Raw genomic sequence first — 22,811 nt, 5'->3', positions numbered from 1 at the left:
AACAACTCAGTCTCAATCTCCAACTGCGCTTTGTTTTGCTGCAAAGCTGCGCCGTCAATCAAGAAGGTGTCTTCCACACGTTCGCCCAAGGTGCTGATTTTGGCCAGCAGCAAGTTCACCTTGTGGTTGGCCAGCACACGCGCCACGCTGTAAAGCAAGCCCACACGATCGCTGGCCGAGATACTCAGCAGCCACTTTTGGGCACGCTCATCAGGCTGCAAACTCACGCGGGGCGCGATGGGGAAGCTCTTGACACGGCGTGACGCACGGCCTTTGCCAACGCTTGGCAGTGGCTTGGCCTGCGTGATGGTCTCTGTCAAACCGGTTTCCACCAGGTTGATCAGATCACGGTAGTGCTCGGCAAGATGTGTGCTTGCAACTTGGAAGGTATCTAGCGCAAAGCCATTGCTGGCGGTATGCACTTTGGCATCCCAAATATTGAATCCCGCTTGGTCAAAGTAGAAACAGATACGGGCAAACAAATCGGGTTGGTCGGGCGAGTACACCATCACCTGCAATCCTTCGCCTACGGGCGACAAGCGTGCACGCACCGTCACATCCATGGCTATGTTTTGCGTTTTGGCGATAGACAGGCCGCGCGATAGCTGCCGCGTGTGCCACGCAATGTCTGCGGCTTCATGGCGCATGAAGTAACCCACGTCCAAGGTAGCCCACAAGTCTTTGTGCGCTTCAAACGGCAGCGCGTTAAGTGCAAGCAGGGTAAGGGCATCGGTTTTTCGAATTTCAACCTCAGCGTCTGCATCGGGCGCACGGCCACCCAAAGCACGCAAGGTGTAGCGGTAGAGGTCTTCGAGCAGTTTGCCTTTCCACGCGTTCCATACCTTGGGGCTGGTGCCGCGAATGTCGGCCACAGTGAGCAAGTACAACGCGGTGAGGTTGCGCTCGTTGCCCACACGATGGGCAAAGGCTTGAATGATGTCGGGGTCGCTCAAGTCTTGTTTTTGGGCAATGTGGCTCATCGTCAAATGCTCTGCCACCAAGAACTCGATGAGCTTTGCATCTTCTTTACCAATGCGGTGATCAAGTGCAAATCTGCGAACCTCGCCACGCCCCAGTTGAGAGTGGTCGCCACCCCGGCCTTTGGCAATGTCGTGAAACAGTGCACCCGCCAACAAAACCCAAGGCTTGTCCCAACCAGCGGCCAGTTGTGAACAAAACGGATACTCGTGTGCGTGCTCAGCCATGAAGAAGCGGCGCACATTGCGAAGCACCATCAAGATGTGTTGGTCCACCGTGTAGACGTGAAACAAGTCATGCTGCATTTGCCCTACGATGCGGCGGAAGGGCCAGAGGTAGCGGCCTAGAACCGAGGTTTGGTTCATCAAACGCATGGCGTGCGTGATGCCAGCTGGCGCTTGCAAAATACGCAGAAACATTTCTCGATTGACGGGATCTTGGCGAAATTTCGCATTCATCAAACCACGTGCGTTGTAGAGCGCACGCAAGGTGCGCGCTGATAAACCTTTGATGCTTGGTGTTGATTCGTAAAGCCAAAATGTTTCCAAAATAGCATGCGGTTCGTTCACATACACCTCATCACTCACCACTTCTAGCATGCCGGCTTTTTCGGCAAAGCGTTCGTTGATCGGTTGCAGCACTTGCGTGTTGCCGTTCAGGCGCTCTTCAATATTGAGCAGCAAAATTTGGTTGAGTTGCGTCACCGCTTTGGCAGCCCAGTAGTAGCGCTTCATCAACGCTTCGCTGGCCATGCGTGCGTTGAGCGTGCCGTCTTCCTCCACGCCTAGTCCCAAACTTTGGGCCACGGCATGTTGCAAGTCAAACACCAAGCGGTCTTCACGGCGCTTGGCAGCCAAATGCAAGCGTGTGCGAATGAGGGCCAGGGCATCTTCGTTGCGCTTGAGTTGTTTGACCTCAAAGTCTGTGGCCAAACCTTTGCGCCCCAAGCTTTCCCAGCTGTCCCCCAAGCCCGCCGCTTTGGCAACCCACAACACCACTTGCAAGTCGCGTAAGCCGCCGGGTGACTCTTTGCAGTTGGGCTCAAGTGAATAAGGCGTGTTCTCAAACTTCACATGGCGTTGGCGCATCTCTGCTGTTTTGGCCAAGAAAAAAGCTTTGGGGTCAAGCGCTTGCACGTATTGTTTTTGGAAGGTTTTGAACAGCTTCACACTGCCCACCAAAAAGCGAGCTTCCAGCAGCGAGGTTTGAATGGTGATGTCGGCGGAGGCTTCTTGCACGCACTCGGTCACAGTGCGCACGCTGGAGCCTGTTTCTAGGCCTGTGTCCCAGCAGCTGCCGATGAACTGTTCAATCTTTGCTTTGAGCGTTTCATCCTTCTCAGGCGACGTGCCGTCGGGCATGAGCAACAACACATCCACGTCTGAATAGGGGTACAACTCGCCACGACCATAGCCGCCCACAGCGACCAGACACAGTTTGTTATCAAAGCCCGCCTCATCCCACAGCGTGCGCAAGGTGTCGTCGGTCATGCTGCACAGCTTGTACAACAAGGTTTTCACGCTACGTGGGGTGGTAGAGCTGGACGCGGCCAGCAGCAATGCCGCCTTGTCCTTTCGGTAAAGGTTAGCCAAGGCGTTCATTGCGGGGGGTTCTTTTAACAGCAGGTGGTGGTCACAAAGTCGGGTAAGGCGGGGCTGCCCTCCGACAAGGTCAACACCTCGTAGCCCGTCGGTGTGACGAGGATGGTGTGCTCCCACTGGGCTGACAAAGAGTGATCGCGTGTAACGATGGTCCAGCCGTCGCCCAACTCTTTGATATCTTTTTTGCCCGCGTTGATCATGGGCTCGATGGTGAAGGTCATGCCGGTCTGCAGCGTTTCACCTGTGCCCGCTTTGCCGTAGTGCAGCACCTGTGGCTCTTCGTGGAAAACCTGGCCAATGCCATGTCCGCAAAATTCGCGCACCACCGAAAAACCATGGCTCTCAGCAAAGCGTTGAATGGCAAAACCAATGTCGCCCAAACGCGCGCCGGGCTTGACCTTGACGATACCGTGCCACATGGCTTCGTATGTCAACTTAGACAAACGCTTGGCCGCGATGGAGACCTCGCCGACAGAAAACATGCGGCTGGTGTCGCCATGCCAACCATCTTTGATGACGGTGATGTCGATGTTCACGGTGTCACCCTTTTTCAAAGGTTTGTCGTTCGGAATGCCGTGGCACACCTGATGGTTAATCGAGGTGCAGATCGACTTGGGATAAGGGTTGTCACCGCTGGGGTTGTAGTTGAGCGGGGCGGGAATGGCCTGCTGAACTTGCGTGATGTAGTCGTAGCAGAGCTTGTCTAGTTGGTTGGTCGTCACGCCCGGCACCACGTGCGGGGTAATGAAGTCGAGTACTTCGGAGGCCAGTTTGCCCGCGATGCGCATGCCTTGAGCGCCTGGGGCGTCTTTGATGGAGATGGTCATGGCTGGATTATCCCATTTGTGTACAAAACATCTCCCATCGACACGTAAAATCTAGCCTTTGCCGATCAGCCCCAGTCAGCGGCCCGGCTCGATTCGATTTCCGTCTTTTTCTCAAGGCTCACTCTTGTCCCTGCACCTCAGCATTTTCGAAGGCGGCAACGCCCTCAGCGATTTCCGTGTTCAACAGCTCTTGCCCCGTTTGGCGGCAATCTCCCCGCAAATCCAAGGGTTGAGGGCTCGCTTTGTGCACTTGGCCGCGACCGAGTCCACGTTGGATACCGCGCAACAGCAAACGCTGTCAGCCTTGCTGAACTACGGCGAGCCCGCACACGCGGCCCCATCAGTTACCTCAAGCACTTTGCTGGTGGTCACACCACGGTTTGGCACGGTATCGCCTTGGGCGTCTAAGGCGACTGACATTGCGCACAACTGCGGTTTGCAGCTCAAGCGCATTGAGCGCATCACCGAGTTCCACATTCAGCTCAAAAACGGTTTGCTCAGCAAAGCCACACTCACGCCCGAACAACTGGCCGCTGTGGCCGACGTGTTGCATGACCGCATGACCGAGTCTGTCATGCGCACACGTGACGAGGCGATGGGCCTGTTCACCGAGCTGCACGCTGCACCGATGGAACAAGTCGATGTGCTGGGTGGCGGCGAGGCCGCTTTGCATGACGCCAACAAGCGCTGGGGCTTGGCCTTGGCCGAGGACGAAATTGCGTATTTGGTGAACGCCTTTACCCAGCTCAAGCGCAACCCCACCGATGTGGAGCTGATGATGTTCGCGCAAGCTAACAGCGAGCACTGCCGCCATAAGATTTTCAATGCCGAGTTCACCATCGACGGCCAAGCGCAAGCGCACAGCTTGTTTGGCATGATTCGCCACACCGAGAAGACCAGCCCGCAATATACGGTGGTGGCTTACTCAGACAACGCCTCCATCATGCAAGGCCACGAGGTCCAGCGTTTCCAAGCCGCCAACAATGGCAAAGACCTACCTCAGTACGAAAAAGTATCCGCCACCAACCATGTGTTGATGAAGGTCGAAACCCACAACCATCCCACTGCTATTTCGCCTTACCCAGGCGCGTCCACTGGCAACGGCGGCGAGATTCGCGACGAAGGGGCCACAGGCCGTGGCTCCAAGCCCAAGGCCGGCATGTCTGGCTTCACCGTGTCAAAGCTTTGGGGCAGCGAACTGGGCCGCCCATCGCACATGGCCAGCGCTTTGCAAATCATGACCGAAGGCCCCTTGGGTGGCGCGGCGTTCAACAACGAGTTTGGCCGTCCTAACCTGACCGGCTACTTCCGCGAGTACGAGCAAGAGGTGGCAGGCGTGACACGCGGCTACCACAAGCCCATCATGATCGCCGGCGGCTTGGGCGTGATTGACAGCGAACAAACCAAAAAGATTGAGTTCCCCGCAGGCAGCTTGTTGATTCAACTCGGCGGCCCCGGCATGCGCATTGGCATGGGCGGCAGCGCCGCCAGCTCGATGGCCAGCGGCACCAACGCGGCCGAGCTGGACTTTGATTCGGTGCAACGCGGCAACCCTGAGATTGAGCGCCGTGCGCAAGAGGTGATCAACCATTGCTGGGCGCAAGGCAAGAACAACCCCATCCTCGCGATTCACGATGTGGGCGCGGGCGGTTTGTCCAACGCTTTTCCCGAGCTGACCAACGACGCAGGCCGCGGCGCACGCTTTGATTTGCGTGCCGTTCCCCTTGAAGAATCTGGCTTGGCCCCCAAAGAAATATGGTCGAACGAAAGCCAAGAGCGCTACGTGATGGCGATTGCGCCAGAGTCACTCGAGCAATTCAAAGCCTTCTGCGAGCGTGAGCGTTGCCCGTTTGCCGTGGTGGGCGTCGCCACCGAAGAACGCCACCTGACCTTGGTCGACGAGGGCACTTCTGTGCAGCCCGTTGACATGCCCATGAACGTGCTGCTGGGCAAACCACCCAAAATGCACCGCGACGTGACACGCGTGGAACGTGTGAGCACGCCCATGGACCTGACAGGCGTGAGCTTGCAAGAGTCTGTCATCAACGTGTTGAGCCACCCCACCGTGGCAAGCAAACGATTCCTCATCACCATCGGCGACCGCGCCGTGGGTGGCCTGACGCACCGCGACCAAATGGTCGGCCCATGGCAAGTGCCGGTGGCCGACGTGGCCGTGACCTTGGCCGACTACCAAGGCTTCGCGGGTGAAGCCATGAGCATGGGTGAGCGCACGCCGCTGGCATCGCTCGACGCACCCTCGTCTGGCCGTATGGCCGTGGCCGAGGCCATTACCAACTTGCTCGCCGCACCGTTTGAACTGCCCCGCGTCAAGCTCAGCGCCAACTGGATGGCCGCTTGCGGTGAAGCGGGTGAAGACGCTGCCTTGTTCGACACCGTCAAAGCCGTGGGCTTGGAGCTGTGCCCAGCCTTAGGCATTTCCATCCCCGTGGGCAAAGACAGCTTGTCGATGCGCACGCAATGGACCGAAGACGGCGAGACCCAAAAAGTTACCTCGCCTGTGAGCCTGATCATCAGCGCATTTGCGTCCATCGCTGATGTACGCGGCACACTCACGCCACAGCTCAACAACACCGAAGACACCACCTTGGTGTTGGTGCAGTTAGGCGAGGGCAAGCGTCGCATGGCCGGCAGCATCTTGGGCCAAGTCCTCAACCAAGCAGGCGACCAAGTACCAGACCTAGACGACGCGCAAGACTTGGTCAAGCTCGTCAATGCTGTCAACGCCTTGCGCGCGCAAGGCAAGATCTTGGCGTATCACGACCGCAGCGACGGTGGCTTGATCGCCGCCGTGTGCGAAATGGCCTTTGCTGGCCAAGTAGGTGTGGCGCTGAATGTGGACATGCTGATCACCGAAGGCGACGGCATCCACGACAGCCGCGCTGAATACGGCGACACCAAAAACTGGGCCTCACAAGTCAGCGCCCGTCGCGAGGAGTTGACCTTGCAAGCCCTGTTCAACGAAGAGTTGGGCGTGGTGTTGCAAGTGCGCACGTCTGAGCGCAACGAGGTGATGCAAACCTTGCGCGAACATGGCTTGTCCAAGCACAGCCACTTTGTGGGCAAAACGCGTCCTGCATCGGCTGCGTTGGACTACGGCAAAGGCGCCATCAGCGTTTGGCGCGACGCCAAAGAAGTGTTCACCGCCAAGCTGGCCGACCTACACCAGGTTTGGGACAACGTGAGCTGGAAAATTTGCCAACAACGCGACAACCCCGCCTGCGCCGATGCCGAACACGCCAACACTGGCGACGTGACCAACCCCGGCATGCACGTGCATTTGCCAGCGGGTGTGATGGACAACGTGGCAGCGCCGTTCATCAACGTGGCCGCCAAACCCAAAGTGGCCGTGTTGCGCGAGCAAGGCGTGAACTCACACGTCGAAATGGCCTACGCATTTGCCGAGGCTGGTTTTGACGCCTACGACGTGCACATGACCGACCTGCAAACAGGCCGCGCCAAGCTGCAAGACTTCAAAGGCTTGGTGGCCTGCGGCGGCTTTAGCTATGGCGACACCTTGGGCGCAGGCATTGGCTGGGCACGCAGCATCACGTTCAACCCCGTGTTGTCTGAGCAAATGCAGCAGTTCTTTGCACGCACCGACACCTTCGGTTTGGGCGTGTGTAACGGCTGCCAAATGTTTGCCGAGCTGGCCGACATCATCCCCGGCGCTGAACACTGGCCACGCTTTACCACCAACCAAAGCGAGCGCTTTGAAGCGCGTCTGAGCATGGTGGAGGTGTTGGAGTCTCCTTCTCTGTTCTTCGCTGGCATGACAGGCACACGCATGCCCATTGCCGTGGCGCACGGTGAAGGCTTTGCCAACTTCAGTCAACGCGGCAACGCCGCCAAAGTGCTGCCCGTCATGCGATTTGTAGACAACCACGGTGCAGCGACCGAAGCCTATCCGTTCAACCCCAACGGCAGTGCCGGTGGCTTGACCTCGGTCACCACAGCCGACGGCCGCTTCACCGCCATGATGCCGCACCCCGAGCGCGTGTTTCGCAACGTGCAGATGAGCTGGACCGACCTTGCCGCCTCGGGTGGCGTGGATGCGTTCAGCCCTTGGATGCGCATGTGGCGCAATGCGCGTCAGTGGGTCGGTTGATTCAAGGCTGCGGTTTTTTTCTTATAGACGCGTTTTGTAAAAAGAGATCGGCGACTCAGTCATCTCTTTGACGCGTTGGTTGAGCACCGACTTTTTCATCTTGCCCACCACATGCATCTCACACGGTTTGCAGTCAAAGCGCAGGGTGAGTTTTTCGCTGCCGTTGATCAGCATCAGCGGCTCGGCTTTGACCGTGCCTTGCACGCCCGTCACACCCTTGGCTTGCTTGGGGCACAGGCTCATGCTGAAGCGCACGCAGTGTTTGGTGATCATCAGGCTGGCTTCACCTAACTCTTCGTGGCTTTCATAAGCAGCTTCAATCACCTTAACGCCATGCTTGGCGTAGAAGTCATGCGCTTTCTGGTTATAGATGTTGGCTAAATATGTGAGCGAGTCTTCGGGGTAGCTCACCGCGGGCTCTGTAGCAGCTGCGCGTTGGGGGCGTTGGTAGGCAGCAAGGCGGGCTTGCTCCAACTGTTCAGTCGCATCGCGGCGCAAAGCGTTGATGGCGGAGGCGGGCACAAACCAAGGCTGGCTGAGGTTGAGTTGCAGATGAGTCACTTCAAACGATGTTGCACCCAACTTGCTGAGGTGCTCGCGCAGGCTGGCGTCATTGCGCACCGCGTCTTTGGCGAGTTCTTTATGGCAGGCGAGGGTGGCGCTGGCGGTGTGGCCGTCTTCATCGGTGAGCTTGAGTACAAATCCTTGCGGTGTTTCTGCAAACTCAACCCATGCGCCCATGCGACGTTCACTTGAATTTTTCTCAAGGCCACGCACCCAGTCCATGTCGCGGTTACGGTTGATGACCATGCCGGCACGCAAATCGCGGAAGCCCTCGATGGGGTCTTTGGGGAACAAGCGCCAAACACCTTTTTTCTGGCTAGGCTCTGCGCGGTTGATGGCCACACCTACCAGTTCTTTTTGCAGGTTGTAGTAGCACAGGCCGTCGCCGTTGTGCATCACCGTGGCTTTGTCATAGGGCTGAACTTCAAGCCAGTTGGGGCCTGTGCCCATCACTTCGCCCAGCACGATGCCTGGATTCTTGGGTGAGTCAAACGCGCCAATGTCCTCTTTGCGGCCTTGCACAAAGTAGTCGGTGAACTCGCGGTTGAAGTTTTGTTCGGGGTTGGGCGTGAAGTACAGCGTGGTGTTGCCGCTCGATGCGCGGCTGAGCGGGGGACGCTCGGGGTCTGCCGAATATTGGCGCGCCTCGATCAGCTCGTCCATCAACACGCGGTAGTGGCCAGTGATGTTTTTCACATAGGCCATGTCTTTGTAACGGCCTTCAATTTTGAAGCTTCGAACGCCCGCATCGACCAAGGCTGCAAGGTTGTCGCTTTGGTTGTTGTCTTTCATCGAGAGCACATGCTTGTCATGCGCAATAAAGCGGCCATCAGCGTCTGTGACGTGATAAGGCAGGCGGCAGGCTTGGCTGCAATCGCCGCGGTTGGCGCTGCGGCCTGTGTGGGCATGGCTGATGAAGCACTGGCCGCTATAGGCCACGCACAACGCGCCGTGCACAAAGAACTCAAGCTTGCAGCGATCGGTATCGAGCACATCATGGATGGCTTTGATTTGCGGCAGCGTCAGCTCGCGCGCCAACACGATTTGTGAGAAGCCCACGTCTTGCATAAAGCGGGCTTTCTCTGGCGTGCGAATATCGGTTTGTGTGCTGGCATGCAACTGGATAGGCGGCAAATCCAGCTCTAACAAACCCATGTCTTGCACGATCAGCACGTCTGCGCCTGCGTGGTACACGTCCCACGCCATTTTCTGGGCGGCCTCTAACTCATCGTCACGCAAGATGGTGTTGAGGGTGATGAAGATTTTGCTGTTGAAGCGGTGCGCTTCTTTGCACAAACGCTCGATGTCTTGCAGCGTGTTGATCGCGTTGGCGCGCGCGCCAAAGGCGGGAGCGCCAATGTACACAGCATCTGCACCGTGGTGAATTGCGGCGATGCCGATGTCAGCGTCACGCGCGGGCGAGAGAAGTTCGAGTTGGTGGTTAAGCAAAGACATGACGTGAATTATCTTAAAAAACAAAAGCGGCCCGAAGGCCGCTGTATGTTTGATGCAAAGACAGAGTTATTCGACCTTGGCCTTGGCGCGTAGTTCTTGTTGGAACGAGGCCATACGCTGTTGTGTCATTTGTTGCACGATTTGTGGTTTCACGTCTTCAATCTTAGGCAACTGGGCTTCACGCACGTCGTCCAAACGGATGATGTGGAAACCAAACTGGCTTTTAACAGGGGCAGACAGTTGCCCTTTGTTCAAAGAAACCATGGCGTCAGAGAACTCTTTGACGTAGTTGCCAGAAGCTGCCCAATCGAGGTCGCCGCCGTTTGCACCCGAACCTGGGTCTTTGGATTGTTTCTTGGCGATGTCTTCAAACTTTCCGCCTTTTTTCAAGCTTGCCAAGATGGCATCCGCTTGCGCCTGCGTTTCGACCAAGATGTGGCGAGCACGGTATTCTTTGCCACCGTTGGCTGCCACGAACTTGTCGTATTCAGCTTGCACGTCGGCGTCTGTCACAGCTGAGGTTTTTTGGAATTCAGCAAACAACTCGCGGATCAGAATAGTTTGACGTGCCAGCTCGATTTGTGTTTTGTATTCGGGGGTGGCATCCAAGCCGCGTTTTTGCGCTTCTTGCATGAAGATTTCTCGTGCGATAACTTCTTCTTTAATTTGAGCTTCCACATCAGGTGTGATAGGGCGACCAGAGCGGGCCACTTGCTGGGCCAATGCTTCAACGCGCGCAGTGGGCACAGCTTTACCGTTGACGATGGCGATGTTTTGTGCGGTGGCGCTAAGGCTTAAAGTTGTCAGCACAGCGGCTGCCACAACGGTACAAATCAATTGTTTTTTCATGTCAGGTCTCAGGGGGTTTCAATGACTTCAATGGCCAAGGCATGCAAGCCTTGATCGATATATTCTTGCAATGCATCATACACAAGGCGATGGCGCGAAACGCGGGATTTACCAGTGAAGATGTCACTTTGAATGCGTACCCGAAAGTGCGTGCCAAAGCCGCTGTCATCGGCGCCCATGTGGCCTGCATGCGACGCGCTTTCGTCAATGACTTCCACAAAATCAGGGCTTAAACACGCCTGTAATCTCTCGGTCAGCGCTTGTGAGGTGATGTTCATGTTTGGTCCTCAGGTTTGTCTTTGATGAAGCGGCTCATGTAGAGGCCTTGCGCCACCACAAACACCAACATCAGGCCCAAACCACCAAAGAGTTTGAAGCTCACCCAAGTGTCGGTGTCAAAGTGATCGGCCACCCAAATATTAAGGCAGCCCATGACGGCAAAGAAGGATGCCCAACTGTGCAGTAACACCCCCCAAGCGGGCGGGGGCAACTCTACCTGAGCGCTCATGAGCTTATGAATAAAGTTGCGTTTGAACACGTAGTGGCCCAACCACAAAGCACTGGCCATCAGCCAATAAAGCACAGTGGGCTTCCATTTAATGAAGGTTTCGTCTTGGGTGAGCAGCGTCGCCCCACCAAACACCACGATGACGCCCAAGCTGACCCATTGCATGGGCTCAACAAATCCGTTTTTGCGCCACAAATAGCCGATTTGCAGCACCGTGGCTGCAATGGCGACAGCCGTGGCAGCCATGATTCCCCAAGTTTTAAAGGTGACAAAAAACAGAATGATGGGGAAGAAGTCGAGCAGTAATTTCATAAAGGCAATTAATTGTTTGACACGAAGTCTAACGAAGCTGAGTTCATGCAGTAGCGAAGGCCTGTAGGAGCGGGTCCGTCGTTGAACACATGGCCCAAATGAGCGCCACATTGGCTGCACACGGTTTCTACGCGCACCATGCCGAGGCTCATGTCGCGGTGTTCGGCAATGGCTTGCTCACTGGCCGCGGTGTGAAAGCTTGGCCAGCCGCAACCCGCATCAAATTTGGTGGACGCGTCAAACAGTTTGGCGTCACAGCAAATGCAGTGGTAGCTGCCACTCTCCCAATGGTCTTCGTATTTGCCAGTGAAGGGCCGCTCGGTGGCCGCTTTGCGCGTGACGTCATAGGCCACAGGCTCTGCGTTCTTGGAGGCGAGCAAGGCGCGCCATTCTTGTTCAGTTTTTTGGATGGTCATGAGGAGCAGCTGATTTCGATGGAAGAGGCCCATTCTGGCGCAAGGCCAGCCCACGCCTCATAAGTGGGGTGTTCGTCAAACGGGGCGTGCAGCACTTGCAAAAGGTCTTGCACCATCGCAAAGTTGCCTGCTTTGGCCTGGCGAATGGCCAGTTCGCCCAAGTGGTTGCGCAAAATGTATTTGGGATTGGCGCGAAGCATGGCGTCGCCTGTGGCTTGGCGGTTGTTTGCGCCCAAGCGTTCTAGGTACCGCGCACACCACGTATCGAACCTCTCGCGGTGCATGAACAGGTCTCGCACAGGCGCAAATGCATGCGTGCTGTGCGCCGACTCGCGAACGGCCACGCTCAAGCGACGCCAAAACAGGGTGTAGTCCACACGGTCTTGCTGCATGACTTGAAGCAGGTCTTCCACCAAAGCGCGGTCGCCCTCGTGCGCGCCGCTCACGCCTAGCTTGTTGCGCATGCCTTGGTCCATGGCAGCAGGAAATGTCTGCTTGTAGCTTTCAAGCGCAGCCAAGGCTGGGGCTTGTTCGTCTATCAACGGCATCAGGGCTTGGCCTAGGCAAAACAAATTCCAATAAGCAATTTGCGGCTGCCTTGAATAAGCGTAGCGACCTTGGTGGTCGGAGTGGTTGCAAATGTGGTTGGCGTCAAAACCGTCTAGGTATTGAAATGGGCCATAGTCCAACGTAAGTCCCAGCACGCTCATGTTGTCTGTGTTCATAACGCCGTGGCAAAAGCCCACCGCTTGCCAATGGGCCATCAAATCTGCTGTGCGCTTTGTCACCTCGTGCAACAGCGCAACGTAGCGCTCAGTGCCTTGCTTGTCTTGCAACAAGGGGAAGTGTGCTGTCACCACATGATCAGCCAAGGCCCGCAGTTCGTCGATTTGGCCGTTGGATGAAAAATGTTCAAAGTGACCAAAGCGCACAAAGCTAGGGGCCACACGGGTGACCACCGCCGCTGTTTCTACTTCTTCACGTCGCACGAGGGCAGGTGAGCCCGTGACGCACAAAGCCCGCGTGGTGGGAATACCCAAACCGCGCATGGCCTCGCTTGCCAAAAACTCACGGATGCTTGATCGCAACACAGCGCGGCCGTCGCCTCGGCGAGAGTAAGGCGTTGGCCCCGCTCCCTTGAGTTGCAGCTCTTGCAAACCCGCAGGGGTTTGAATCGCGCCAAGGTTCAGGGCTCGGCCATCGCCTAGCTGGCCTGCCCATTGACCAAATTGGTGCCCGCTGTAAACGCTGGCATAAGTGCTGTGGTCTGCAGTCAGTCGGTTGCCCGTGAACAGCTCGATAGTCTCTTGCTGCTGCCACAGGTCTTGTGGCAAACCCAGCTGAATTCGTAGCGCATCATTGCAGCCCACCCAATGAGCGGCTGGCAGAGGCGTGGGGTCGGTGGGCGTTGCAAATGCTTCACCCAGGCAGGCAAATCCATTCTCTGACACATGCAGCCATGTCAGATTGGCCGTTGGAAGGTCAGGGTAGTGCAACATAAGCTAGATTGTCTCGGGTTATCCATAGGCTGGTTTTTTGTGGGCTTTCCGCAAAACGCCACAAAGACTAGGCACAATAGTTAAAAAAGCACGATCGTGCGAAAAAACAAAGTACCAAGGAGACACCATGCTAGGACTGATGCAGAACCAACCCCTGTTGATCTCGGGCTTGATCGATTTCGCAGACAAACACCACGGCGACAGCGAAGTGGTATCACGCCGAGTGGAAGGTGACATTCACCGCTACACCTGGTCAGACGTGGCACGACGCTCTCGACAAGTGGCCAACGCACTGGATGGTTTGAACGTCGGCTTCAGCGAACGTGTGGCCACCATTGCTTGGAATGGCTATCGTCATCTCGAGCTGTACTTTGGGGTCAGCGGCTCTGGTCGCGTGCTGCACACCATCAATCCGCGCTTACACCCCGAACAAATAGCATGGATCGCGAACCATGCCGAAGACCAAGTGCTGTGCTTTGACATGACGTTTTTGCCCATCATCCAAGCCGTGCACAGCAAGTGCACCACAGTCAAACACTGGGTGGCCATGTGTGACGCTGACAAGCTCCCAGCCGAAACGGGTATACCCAATCTCATCAGCTACGAAGCATGGATGGGCGGCCAAAGTACCCGTTACACATGGCCCGTATTTGACGAGAACACCGCGTCCAGCATGTGCTACACAAGCGGCACCACGGGCCACCCCAAAGCCGCCCTGTTCAGCCATCGCTCCACCACCTTGCATGCTTATGCCGCTGCGTTGCCCGATGTGATGTGCATCTCTGCCCGAGACGCCATACTGCCTGTGGTGCCCATGTTTCACGTCAATGCTTGGGGCATTCCTTATAGCGCCGCGCTCACGGGTGCCAAGCTGGTGTTCCCAGGCCCCGGCATGGACGGCAAATCGGTGTACGAAATGATTGAGAACGAGGGCGTCACCTACGCCGCAGGCGTTCCGACCGTGTGGCAAATGTTATTGACGTACATGAAGCCCAATGCGTTGAAGTTCTCTACCCTGAAGCGGACAGTCATTGGCGGTTCAGCTTGCCCACCCGCCATGATTAATGCCTTCCGTGACGACTACAACGTAGAAGTGCTGCACGCATGGGGCATGACCGAACTCAGCCCCTTGGGCACTTTGTGCACCTTGAAAAACAAACACCTGAAGCTTCCCAAAGAAGCGCAAATGAAATTGCTAATGAAGCAAGGCCGCGCTATTTACGGCGTGGACATGCGAATAGTCAACGGAGCAGGTGAAGAACTGCCGCACGACGGTAAAACCTATGGCGACTTGTTGGTGCGCGGCCCTTGGGTGGTGGCCAACTACTACAAAGGTGAAGGCAACCCGCTGGTGAAAGACAAAGACGGGCAAGACTGGTTCCCCACGGGTGACGTGGCCACCATCGACGCTGATGGCTTTATGCAAATCACAGACCGAAGCAAAGACGTCATCAAGTCGGGTGGCGAATGGATCAGCTCAATTGACATTGAAAACATTGCCGTCGCGCACCCCGCTGTGGCCATGGCGGCTTGCATTGGTGTGGCGCATCCCAAGTGGGACGAACGTCCCATCGTGGCGGTGGTGAAAAAGCCAGACGCCCTGGTGAGCCGAGAAGAATTGCTGGCTTTCTACGAGGGCAAAACCGCCAAGTGGCAAATTCCAGATGACGTGGTGTTTGTCGATGCCATCCCGATTGGTGCAACCGGCAAGATGCTCAAAACCAAATTACGCGAGCAGCTCAAAGACTACAAGCTGCCCAGCGCTTAACCCCAATTCGTTTAATGAAGGAAATGCAATGAGTGCAGACTACCAAGTTCACGGCGATGTTGCTGTGATTACTTTGAACAACCCGCCTGTCAACGGCATGGGCTTAGAAACCCGCCGCGCTGTTGTGGCAGGTATTGCTCACGCCCAGGCCGATGCAGCCGTGAAAGCGGTGGTCATCACGGGCCACGGCAAAGCGTTTTCGGGCGGCGCTGACTTGCGCGAGTTTGGGTCGCCCAAAGCCTTTCAAGAACCTAACTTGCTCAGCGTCATCTCATGCGTAGAAAACTGCAGCAAGCCTGTGGTGGCTGCCATGCATACCGTGGTGATGGGCGGGGGGCTTGAGTTGGCGCTGGGCTGCCACTACCGCATTTGCGCACCTGGCACCAGCATCAGCATGCCAGAGGTCAAGCTGGGCCTCATTCCTGGCGCTGGTGGCACGCAACGCTTGCCTCGTGCCTTGGGCGTAGAGCCTGCATTGAACATGATCGTGAGCGGCGAAGCGATTAAAAGCGACATGCTGAGCATGCTGCCCAATCAAAAGCTGTTTGATCAAATGTCTGTGTCGCCCCAAAGCTTGATGGACGAGGCATTGGCCTACGCCCGCGAAGTGGCCGATGTGCGCCCACTGCCCAAGTTGCGCGACTTGCCATGCAAGCACCCCATGGGTGATGCGTACTTTCAGTTCGCCCGCAACATGGTCAAAGGCATGGCCAAAAACTACCCCGCACCACCCAAAGCGCTGGACGCCGTGGAAATGGCCACCAAGAAAAAGTTTGATGAAGGCATGATGTTCGAGCGCGAGCAGTTCATCAACCTCATGTGGACGCCAGAGAGCCGCGCCTTGCGCCACTTGTTTGGCGCGCAGCGTGCCGCCAGCAAAATTGCCGATGTGCCCAGCGACACGCCGGTGCGCGACATCAAACTGGTGGCTGTCATTGGTGCGGGCACGATGGGTGGCGGCATTGCCATGAATTTTTTGAACGCTGGCATTGCGGTCAAGATGATTGAAACCAAGCAAGAAGCCTTGGACCGTGGCGTGGCCACCATTCAAAAAAACTACGAAGAGCGCGTCAAAAAAGGCAAGCTCAAAGAAGACAAGATGGTCGAACGCATGGCCTTGCTCAGCACCACACTAAGCTACGACGACATCAGTCAAGCTGACCTCGTCATTGAAGCAGTGTTTGAAGACATGGGCGTCAAAGAAGCTGTGTTTAAGCAACTCGATGCGGTGATGAAGCCAGGTGCGATTTTGGCGTCCAACACCTCCACGCTCGACCTCAACAAAATTGCCCACTTCACCAAGCGTCCGCAAGACGTGGTGGGCCTGCACTTCTTCAGCCCCGCCAACGTGATGAAGCTACTTGAAGTGGTGCGCGGCAAAGACACCTCAAAAGACGTGCTGGCCACCGCGATGGATGTGGCCAAGAAAATCAAAAAGATTGCCGTTCTTTCGGGCGTCTGCGACGGCTTCATTGGCAACCGCATGATTGACCAATACGCACGCCAAGCCGGATTCTTGCTGGACGAAGGTTGCACCCCCGTGCAGATAGACCGCGCCCTTGAAAAATTTGGCTGGGCCATGGGCCCGTTCCGCATGAGCGACTTGGCGGGCAACGACATTGGTTGGGCCATTCGCAAACGCCAGTACCTTGAAAACCCCACACGACGCTACAGCAAAACCGCAGACCTGCTGTGTGAGCAAGGTCGCTTTGGTCAGAAGACGGGCGCTGGCTGGTACGACTACAAACCAGGCAAACGCGATGCGATCCCCAATAAAGACGTGGAGACCATGATTGCCAAACACCGCGAAGAGTTGGGCATCAAACCTCGCAAGATCAGCGATGAAGAAATTGTGCAACGCCTCAACTTTGCCTTGGTAAACGAGGCAGCGCACATCTTGGAAGAGGGCATTGCCAGCAAAGCCAGTGATATCGACATGGTCTACATCAGCGGTTATGGCTTCCCCATTTACCGTGGTGGCCCCATGAACTATGCCGACGAACTGGGCCTGATCAACGTAGTCCAAGCCATGCAGCGCTTTGCCACCAACCCACACGATGACGCCGAGTTTTGGAAACCAGCACCTTTGCTCGCCAAGCTCGCCGCCGAAGGCAAAACCTTCAACTGAACACAGAATTAAGGAATCCCTATGACCCACGCTGTCATCGTCTCTACTGCCCGCACACCGCTTGCCAAAAGCTGGAAGGGCTCTTTCAACATGACCCACGGCGCAACCTTGGGTGGTCACGTCGTCAAACATGCCATTGCACGCGCCGGCATTGAAGCGGCCGAAGTCGACGACATCATCATGGGCTGCGCGTTGCCCGAAGGTGCCACGGGCACCAACATTGCCCGCCAAATTGCGCTCATGGCCGATTGCCCAGTGTCTGTGTCGGGCATGACCATCAACCGTTTTTGCTCTTCCGGTTTGCAAACCATTGCCACTGCCGCCCAACGCATCATTGCGGGCGAGGGCGATGTGTATGTGGCCGGTGGCGTGGAAAGCATCTCCTGCGTGCAACAAGAGATGAACCAGCACATGCTGATTGATTTGGCCCTGCAAAAGAAAAAGCCAGAGATGTACTGGAACATGTTGCAAACCGCCGAACATGTGGCCAAAAAGTACAGTATTGGCCGTGAAGCCATGGACGAATATGGCGCACGCAGCCAACAACGCGCCTTTGCCGCGCAGTCTGCGGGCCTGTTTGATGCAGAAATTGCAGCCATCACCGTCAAGGCTGGTATTGCGGACAAAGTGATGGGCTTGATGACCAAGCAAATCACGGTCAGCAAGGACGAGGGCATCCGCGAAGGCTCGACTGCCGAAGCTTTGGCCAACCTCAAATCCGCTATGCCCGGCGGCCTTATTTCCGCAGGTAACGCCAGCCAGTTTTCAGACGGCGCAGGCGCTTGCGTGGTGATGAGCGAAGAGCTGGCCAGCAAGCGGGGCTTGAAGCCCCTGGGCCGTTTTCTGGGCTTTGCCGTAGCAGGCTGCGAACCTGACGAAATGGGCATTGGCCCCGTGTACGCAGTGCCCAAAGTGCTCAAACGTTTAGGGCTAACTGTGAACGACATTGACCTGTGGGAACTTAACGAAGCGTTTGCCGTGCAAGTGCTTTATTGCCGCGACAAACTGGGCATTCCAGATGACCGTCTCAACGTTAACGGCGGCGCGATTGCCTTGGGTCACCCTTACGGCGTGAGCGGTCAGCGTTTGACTGGCCACGCCCTGATCGAAGGCAAACGTCGCGGCGCGAAACGTGTATGCGTGACCATGTGTATTGGCGGCGGCATGGGTGCTGCTGGTATCTTCGAAGTTCTGTAAAAAATAAAGGAGAACACCATGCAAGAAAGCTTTGGCGCCTACATCCCATTTGTCGACCATTTGGGTTTTGAGCTGGTGTTTTTTGACGACGGTCAGTCCGAGCTGAGCTACACCCCAGAGCCAGAGCACATGAATTCGTTCAATGTGACCCACGGCGGCGCGGTGATGACGTTGCTTGATGTGACCTTAGCCACGGCAGCCCGCAGCGTGGACAAAGGCATGGGCGTGGTCACCATTGAGATGAAAACCTCCTTCATGCAACCTGCCAGCGGCACCCTGACCGCCAAGGGCCGCCTCATTCATCGCACCCGCAACATGGCTTTTACCGAAGGCACTTTGTTCGACGCTGCCGGTAGTGCTTGCGCACATGCAACAGCCACCTTTAAGTACGTCAAGCGTGATGCTGCGCCAAGTGAGTTGCAAGAGGTGGCTACAGACTAGTAAGGCAAAATTGCCCGCTTTGACGAATGCGAGCGACTGAGAACATGCAAAAAATTACCCGTCAACTGGCGGACGAAATAAAGATTTCCCTGCCCCAAGTGCTATCGGCTGTAGGGCTGCTCGACGGAGGTGCCACCGTGCCCTTCATTGCCCGTTATCGCAAAGAAGTCACTGGCGGCTTGGACGACATTCAACTGCGCGAACTCGAAGCACGACTGAGCTACTTGCGTGAGCTAGAAGACCGCTGCGCTGCGGTGATCAAAAGCATTCAAGAGCAAGGCCAGCTCACGCCCGATCTGCTGGCCGCCATCGAAGCCGCGCCGACCAAGCAAGAGCTGGAAGACTTGTATTTGCCCTTCAAACCCAAGCGTCGTACCAAAGGCATGATTGCCAAGGAAGCAGGCTTGGAGCCACTGGCCGACAAACTGTTTGCCGACCCCACGCTCAACCCCAATGTGGAAGCGGAGGCGTTTATTCTTCCCGCTGGCAAGATTGAAGGCGCAGACTTCACCACCGTGGCCGCCGTGCTCGACGGGGTGCGCGACATCCTGAGCGAGCGCTGGGCCGAAGACGCTGCGCTGGTTCAAAGCCTGCGCGAATGGCTGTGGACCGAGGGTTTGTTTCGCAGCAAGCTCGCGCCAGGCAAAGACGAAAACAACCCCGACGTGGCGAAGTTCCGCGACTACTTTGATTACGACGAGCCGATTGGCCGCGTCCCATCACACCGCGCTTTGGCCGTGTTTCGTGGCCGTGCGCTTGAAATGCTCGATGCCAAACTGGTGGTGCCCGAGCCGCAGGCGAGTGTCAATGCCAAGCCAGAGCCCGGCAAACCCAGTTTGGCCGAAGGCAAGATTGCGTTGCACCTCGGTTGGAGCCATTCCAACAGAGCAGGGGACGACCTGATTCGAAAATGCGTGGCCTGGACTTGGCGCGTGAAGCTCAGCCTGTCCACCGAGCGCGACCTGTTCACTCGGCTAAGGGAAGACGCCGAAAAAGTCGCCATCAAAGTGTTTGCCGACAACTTGCGCGACTTGCTGTTGGCCGCCCCAGCTGGCCCACGCGTGGTGATGGGCCTCGACCCAGGCATTCGTACCGGCGTGAAAGTAGCTGTCGTGGACGCCACAGGCAAGCTGGTGGAGACATCTACCGTCTACCCGCACGAGCCCCGCAAAGATTGGGACGGCTCGCTCTACACCTTGGCCAAGCTGGCCGAAAAACACGGTGTCAACCTGATTGCCATTGGCAACGGCACAGCCAGCCGCGAGACCGACAAACTGGCGGGTGAGCTCGTCAAGATCATGTCAAAGCATGCTGAGGCCAAACACGACGCAACCCAGGTCATCGACAAAGTGGTGGTCAGCGAAGCAGGCGCCTCTGTGTACAGCGCCAGTGAATACGCCAGCAACGAAATGCCCGATGTGGACGTGAGCCTGCGCGGCGCAGCCAGCATTGCCCGCCGCTTGCAAGACCCCTTAGCCGAGCTGGTCAAGATTGATCCCAAATCCATCGGCGTGGGCCAATACCAACACGATGTGAACCAAAGCGAACTCGCCCGCAGCCTCGAAACCGTGGTGGAAGACTGCGTGAACGCCGTGGGCGTGGACCTGAACACCGCCAGCGTACCGCTGCTCACCCGCGTGTCGGGCCTCAGCACCACCACAGCCAAAGCCGTGGTGCGTTGGCGTGAAGCGAACGGCGCGTTTGCCAACCGCCAACAGTTGCTCAAGGTCACGGGCTTGGGTGCAAAAACGTTTGAACAAAGCGCCGGCTTCTTGCGCATCAGAGGTGGTGACAACCCGCTAGACATGACCTCGGTTCACCCTGAGACCTACCCTGTTGTCGAACGCATCATGGCGCAGACCGGAAAGCCCGTCGCCGAGCTGATGGGCCGCGCCGACATGCTCAAAACCCTCAAGCCCGAGCTATTCGCCAACGATACCGTGGGCGTGATCACCGTCAAAGACATCTTGAGCGAACTCGAAAAGCCAGGCCGCGACCCGCGCCCCGACTTCAAAGTGGCCAAGCTACAAGACGGCGTGGAAGACATCAAAGACTTGAAGGTCGACATGATTCTCGAAGGCACGGTCAGCAACGTGGCCGCCTTTGGCGCGTTTGTCGATTTGGGAGTGCACCAAGACGGTTTGATTCATGTTAGCCAACTCAGCAACAAGTTCATCACCGACGCCCGTGAAGTGGTGAAGACCGGCGACATCATCAAAGTCAAAGTGCTGGAAGTGGACGTGGCCCGCAAACGCATCAGCCTGACCATGAAGATGGATGCTGCCCCAGCCCATAAAGACGGCCCCAACTCGGCACGTTCAGACAACCGCTTTGAGCATGCAGGGCGTGATAACCGCCAAAGAGGCGGAGGGGGCAACTACACCGCGCCTCCACAAGCGGCGGCTGGATCGGCTATGGCATCAGCCTTTGCCAAACTGCAAGGTTTAAAGAAGTAATCGCTATGAATCACGCTTACGTTGTGGGTCAAATGACCGTTAAAAACGAAACCAAATGGGCCGAGTACCGCAGCCAAGTGTTAGCGACTTTGACGCCATTTGGCGGTGAGCTGGTATTTCGCGGCAACCAAGTCAGGGCGCTGTCGGGCGAATGCCCACATGCCGATATCGTGGTGATTCGTTTTCCCTCGCTGGTCGATGCCGATAGCTGGCACAACTCAGCGGCTTATCAGGCGCTGCTGCCAATACGTCAAGAGGCTGCGGATGTGGTGCTGACCACTTACGAGGCTTAGCGCCAAGACGCAACGATAATCGGGGCATGCAATCTGCCCCCATTTACCTGACCGCCGCCCTTTATAAATTCGTTGACCTACCCGACTTCGCTGCGCTTCAACAGCCTTTGTTGGCCTGCTGCGAGGCCCATGACGTCAAAGGCACCTTGCTGCTAGCGCACGAAGGCATCAACGGCACGATTGCGGGCCCAGAGGCGGGTGTGCGTGCCGTGCTGGCGTTTTTGCACGCCGATCCGCGTTTTTCTGATTTGCCACACAAAGAATCTTGGAGCCCAAAGCCACCTTTCACGCGCATGAAGGTACGGCTGAAACAAGAAATCGTCACCCTGCGTGTGCCCGAGCTAGACCCCAACAAAACAGTCGGTCAATACGTCAAACCCGCCGATTGGAACGCCTTGCTGGCTGACCCAGAGGTGATGGTGATCGACACCCGCAACGATTACGAAGTGGCGATTGGCACCTTCAAGGGTGCGATTGACCCCAAGCTCAAAAACTTTGTACAACTGCCTGCATGGCTAGATGCACAAGAGGCGCTTCATGGCGAGGCTGCAAAAAAAACCAAAGTGGCGATGTTTTGTACAGGCGGCATTCGCTGCGAAAAATCGACCGCGCTCATGAAAATGCGTGGCTTTGATGAGGTCTACCACCTAGAAGGCGGCATCCTCAAATACTTGGAAGAAATCCCACCAGATCAAAGCATGTGGGAAGGCGATTGTTTTGTGTTCGACGAACGCGTGAGCGTGGGCCATGGCTTGGGCCTGGGTCATCATGCCTTGTGCCGTTCTTGCCGCTGGCCTTTGAGCGAAGATGACAAAAAATCAGCCCACTATGTGTTGGGCGTCAGCTGCGAGCACTGCCACGACCAGCGCACGCCTTTGCAAAAAACACAGATGGCGGAGCGGCAACGCCAAGTGGAGCTGGCTGAGGCACGAGGCGAAATTCATGTCGGTGCTAAGATGAAATAACCAGGCGGCGCTTGGCGTTACATCGCCGCGTGCAGCATGTCGCGATAGTTCTGTTCCGTCGCTAAGCGCGGGTTGGTTTTGTGGCAATGGTCGGCCATGGCGCCTGCAATCACTTGGTCAAAGCAATCGGGCGTGACGCCCATCTCAGCCAAGCCTTTGGGCAAATTCAAACGGGCGTTCATGGCGGAAATGGCTTGCGCGATGGCTTCTGCGGCTAGTGCCGATGCAGCGGCAGAGGCTACGGCCCCACCCATTTCACCTAAGCCCATCGCATAAGCCATGCGCTGCATGCGGCGCTCTTTTTGCACGGATTCAGATTCGGCGTTGAATCGCACCACAGCGGGTAAAAACATCGCATTTAAAGTGCCGTGGTGCAAGCGCGGATTCACGCCGCCCAAGCTGTGGCTGAGCGAATGCACGCAGCCCAA

16 protein-coding genes and 1 pseudogene are annotated in these 22,811 nt (G+C 56.6%); 8 read left to right on the top strand and 9 right to left on the bottom strand.

Annotated elements, in window-relative coordinates; genetic code table 11:
* Window positions 1-2,579: [protein-PII] uridylyltransferase (locus ABWP81_RS10075; protein WP_353141502.1), on the bottom strand; the 2,579-nt coding region annotated here is incomplete at its 3' end.
* 14 nt (window positions 2,580-2,593) lie between these two features.
* A complete protein-coding gene (gene map, locus ABWP81_RS10070) occupies window positions 2,594-3,406 on the bottom strand; it encodes a type I methionyl aminopeptidase (RefSeq protein ID WP_353141500.1) in 813 nt (270 codons plus the stop codon).
* Between the two features lie 124 nt (window positions 3,407-3,530).
* Between map and purL the strand changes: the two genes are divergently transcribed.
* Window positions 3,531-7,532, top strand: a complete 4,002-nt coding sequence (gene purL, locus ABWP81_RS10065) for a phosphoribosylformylglycinamidine synthase (protein WP_353141498.1) — start codon at window positions 3,531-3,533, stop codon at window positions 7,530-7,532.
* Between the two features lie 21 nt (window positions 7,533-7,553).
* On the opposite strand, the gene ABWP81_RS10060 is transcribed toward purL, so the two are convergent.
* The 6 genes from ABWP81_RS10060 to ABWP81_RS10035 form a co-directional block, all read right to left on the bottom strand.
* Window positions 7,554-9,551, bottom strand: a complete 1,998-nt coding sequence (locus ABWP81_RS10060) for a peptidase U32 family protein (RefSeq protein WP_353141496.1) — start codon at window positions 9,549-9,551, stop codon at window positions 7,554-7,556.
* A gap of 66 nt (window positions 9,552-9,617) precedes the next feature.
* On the bottom strand, window positions 9,618-10,400 hold the full coding sequence (locus ABWP81_RS10055; protein ID WP_353141494.1) for a peptidylprolyl isomerase: 783 nt from the start codon (window positions 10,398-10,400) through the stop codon (window positions 9,618-9,620).
* Window positions 10,401-10,408: 8 nt separating this feature from the next.
* Entirely contained in the window at window positions 10,409-10,678 is a 270-nt protein-coding gene (locus ABWP81_RS10050; protein ID WP_353135800.1) for a BolA family protein, read from the bottom strand.
* Window positions 10,675-11,220, bottom strand: a complete 546-nt coding sequence (locus tag ABWP81_RS10045; protein WP_353141492.1) for a septation protein A — start codon at window positions 11,218-11,220, stop codon at window positions 10,675-10,677. The genes ABWP81_RS10050 and ABWP81_RS10045 overlap by 4 nt, the downstream gene beginning before the upstream one ends.
* A gap of 8 nt (window positions 11,221-11,228) precedes the next feature.
* Entirely contained in the window at window positions 11,229-11,636 is a 408-nt protein-coding gene (gene msrB / locus ABWP81_RS10040) for a peptide-methionine (R)-S-oxide reductase MsrB (protein ID WP_353141490.1), read from the bottom strand.
* A complete protein-coding gene (locus ABWP81_RS10035; protein WP_353141488.1) occupies window positions 11,633-13,135 on the bottom strand; it encodes a protein adenylyltransferase SelO in 1,503 nt (500 codons plus the stop codon). Before ABWP81_RS10035 ends, msrB begins: the two co-directional genes overlap by 4 nt.
* A 127-nt stretch (window positions 13,136-13,262) precedes the next feature.
* Here ABWP81_RS10035 and ABWP81_RS10030 point away from each other — a divergent pair, with 127 nt between their 5' ends.
* The 7 genes from ABWP81_RS10030 to trhO are packed head-to-tail and all read left to right on the top strand — an operon-like array spanning window position 13,263 to window position 22,383.
* Window positions 13,263-14,903 (top strand): 3-(methylthio)propionyl-CoA ligase, encoded by a 1,641-nt coding sequence (locus tag ABWP81_RS10030; protein ID WP_353141486.1) that lies wholly within the window; start codon window positions 13,263-13,265, stop codon window positions 14,901-14,903.
* Between the two features lie 28 nt (window positions 14,904-14,931).
* Window positions 14,932-17,031: a 3-hydroxyacyl-CoA dehydrogenase NAD-binding domain-containing protein gene (locus ABWP81_RS10025; protein ID WP_353141484.1), complete on the top strand. Its 2,100-nt coding sequence runs from the start codon at window positions 14,932-14,934 to the stop codon at window positions 17,029-17,031.
* A gap of 21 nt (window positions 17,032-17,052) precedes the next feature.
* The gene (locus ABWP81_RS10020) at window positions 17,053-18,228 is read left to right on the top strand and encodes an acetyl-CoA C-acyltransferase (protein WP_353141482.1); all 1,176 of its coding nucleotides are present in this window, start codon (window positions 17,053-17,055) and stop codon (window positions 18,226-18,228) included.
* 18 nt (window positions 18,229-18,246) lie between these two features.
* Window positions 18,247-18,669 carry a PaaI family thioesterase gene (locus tag ABWP81_RS10015; protein ID WP_353135821.1) on the top strand — a complete coding sequence of 141 codons (423 nt, stop codon included), beginning with the start codon at window positions 18,247-18,249 and terminating at the stop codon, window positions 18,667-18,669.
* A 44-nt stretch (window positions 18,670-18,713) separates the two neighbouring features.
* Complete coding sequence (locus ABWP81_RS10010) at window positions 18,714-21,125, top strand: Tex family protein (protein ID WP_353141480.1); 2,412 nt, start codon at window positions 18,714-18,716, stop codon at window positions 21,123-21,125.
* A 5-nt stretch (window positions 21,126-21,130) separates the two neighbouring features.
* Window positions 21,131-21,418, top strand: a complete 288-nt coding sequence (locus ABWP81_RS10005) for a DUF1330 domain-containing protein (RefSeq protein WP_353141478.1) — start codon at window positions 21,131-21,133, stop codon at window positions 21,416-21,418.
* 26 nt (window positions 21,419-21,444) lie between these two features.
* Entirely contained in the window at window positions 21,445-22,383 is a 939-nt protein-coding gene (gene trhO, locus ABWP81_RS10000) for an oxygen-dependent tRNA uridine(34) hydroxylase TrhO (RefSeq protein WP_353141476.1), read from the top strand.
* Window positions 22,384-22,400: 17 nt separating this feature from the next.
* Here the strand turns inward: trhO and ABWP81_RS09995 are convergent.
* Window positions 22,401-22,811, bottom strand: a pseudogene (locus tag ABWP81_RS09995) (iron-containing alcohol dehydrogenase); the annotation flags it as partial.

This window comes from Limnohabitans sp. (assembly GCF_040401135.1).
Taxonomy (GTDB): Bacteria; Pseudomonadota; Gammaproteobacteria; order Burkholderiales; family Burkholderiaceae_C; genus Limnohabitans.
This window is presented reverse-complemented; position numbering and strand designations above follow the sequence as displayed.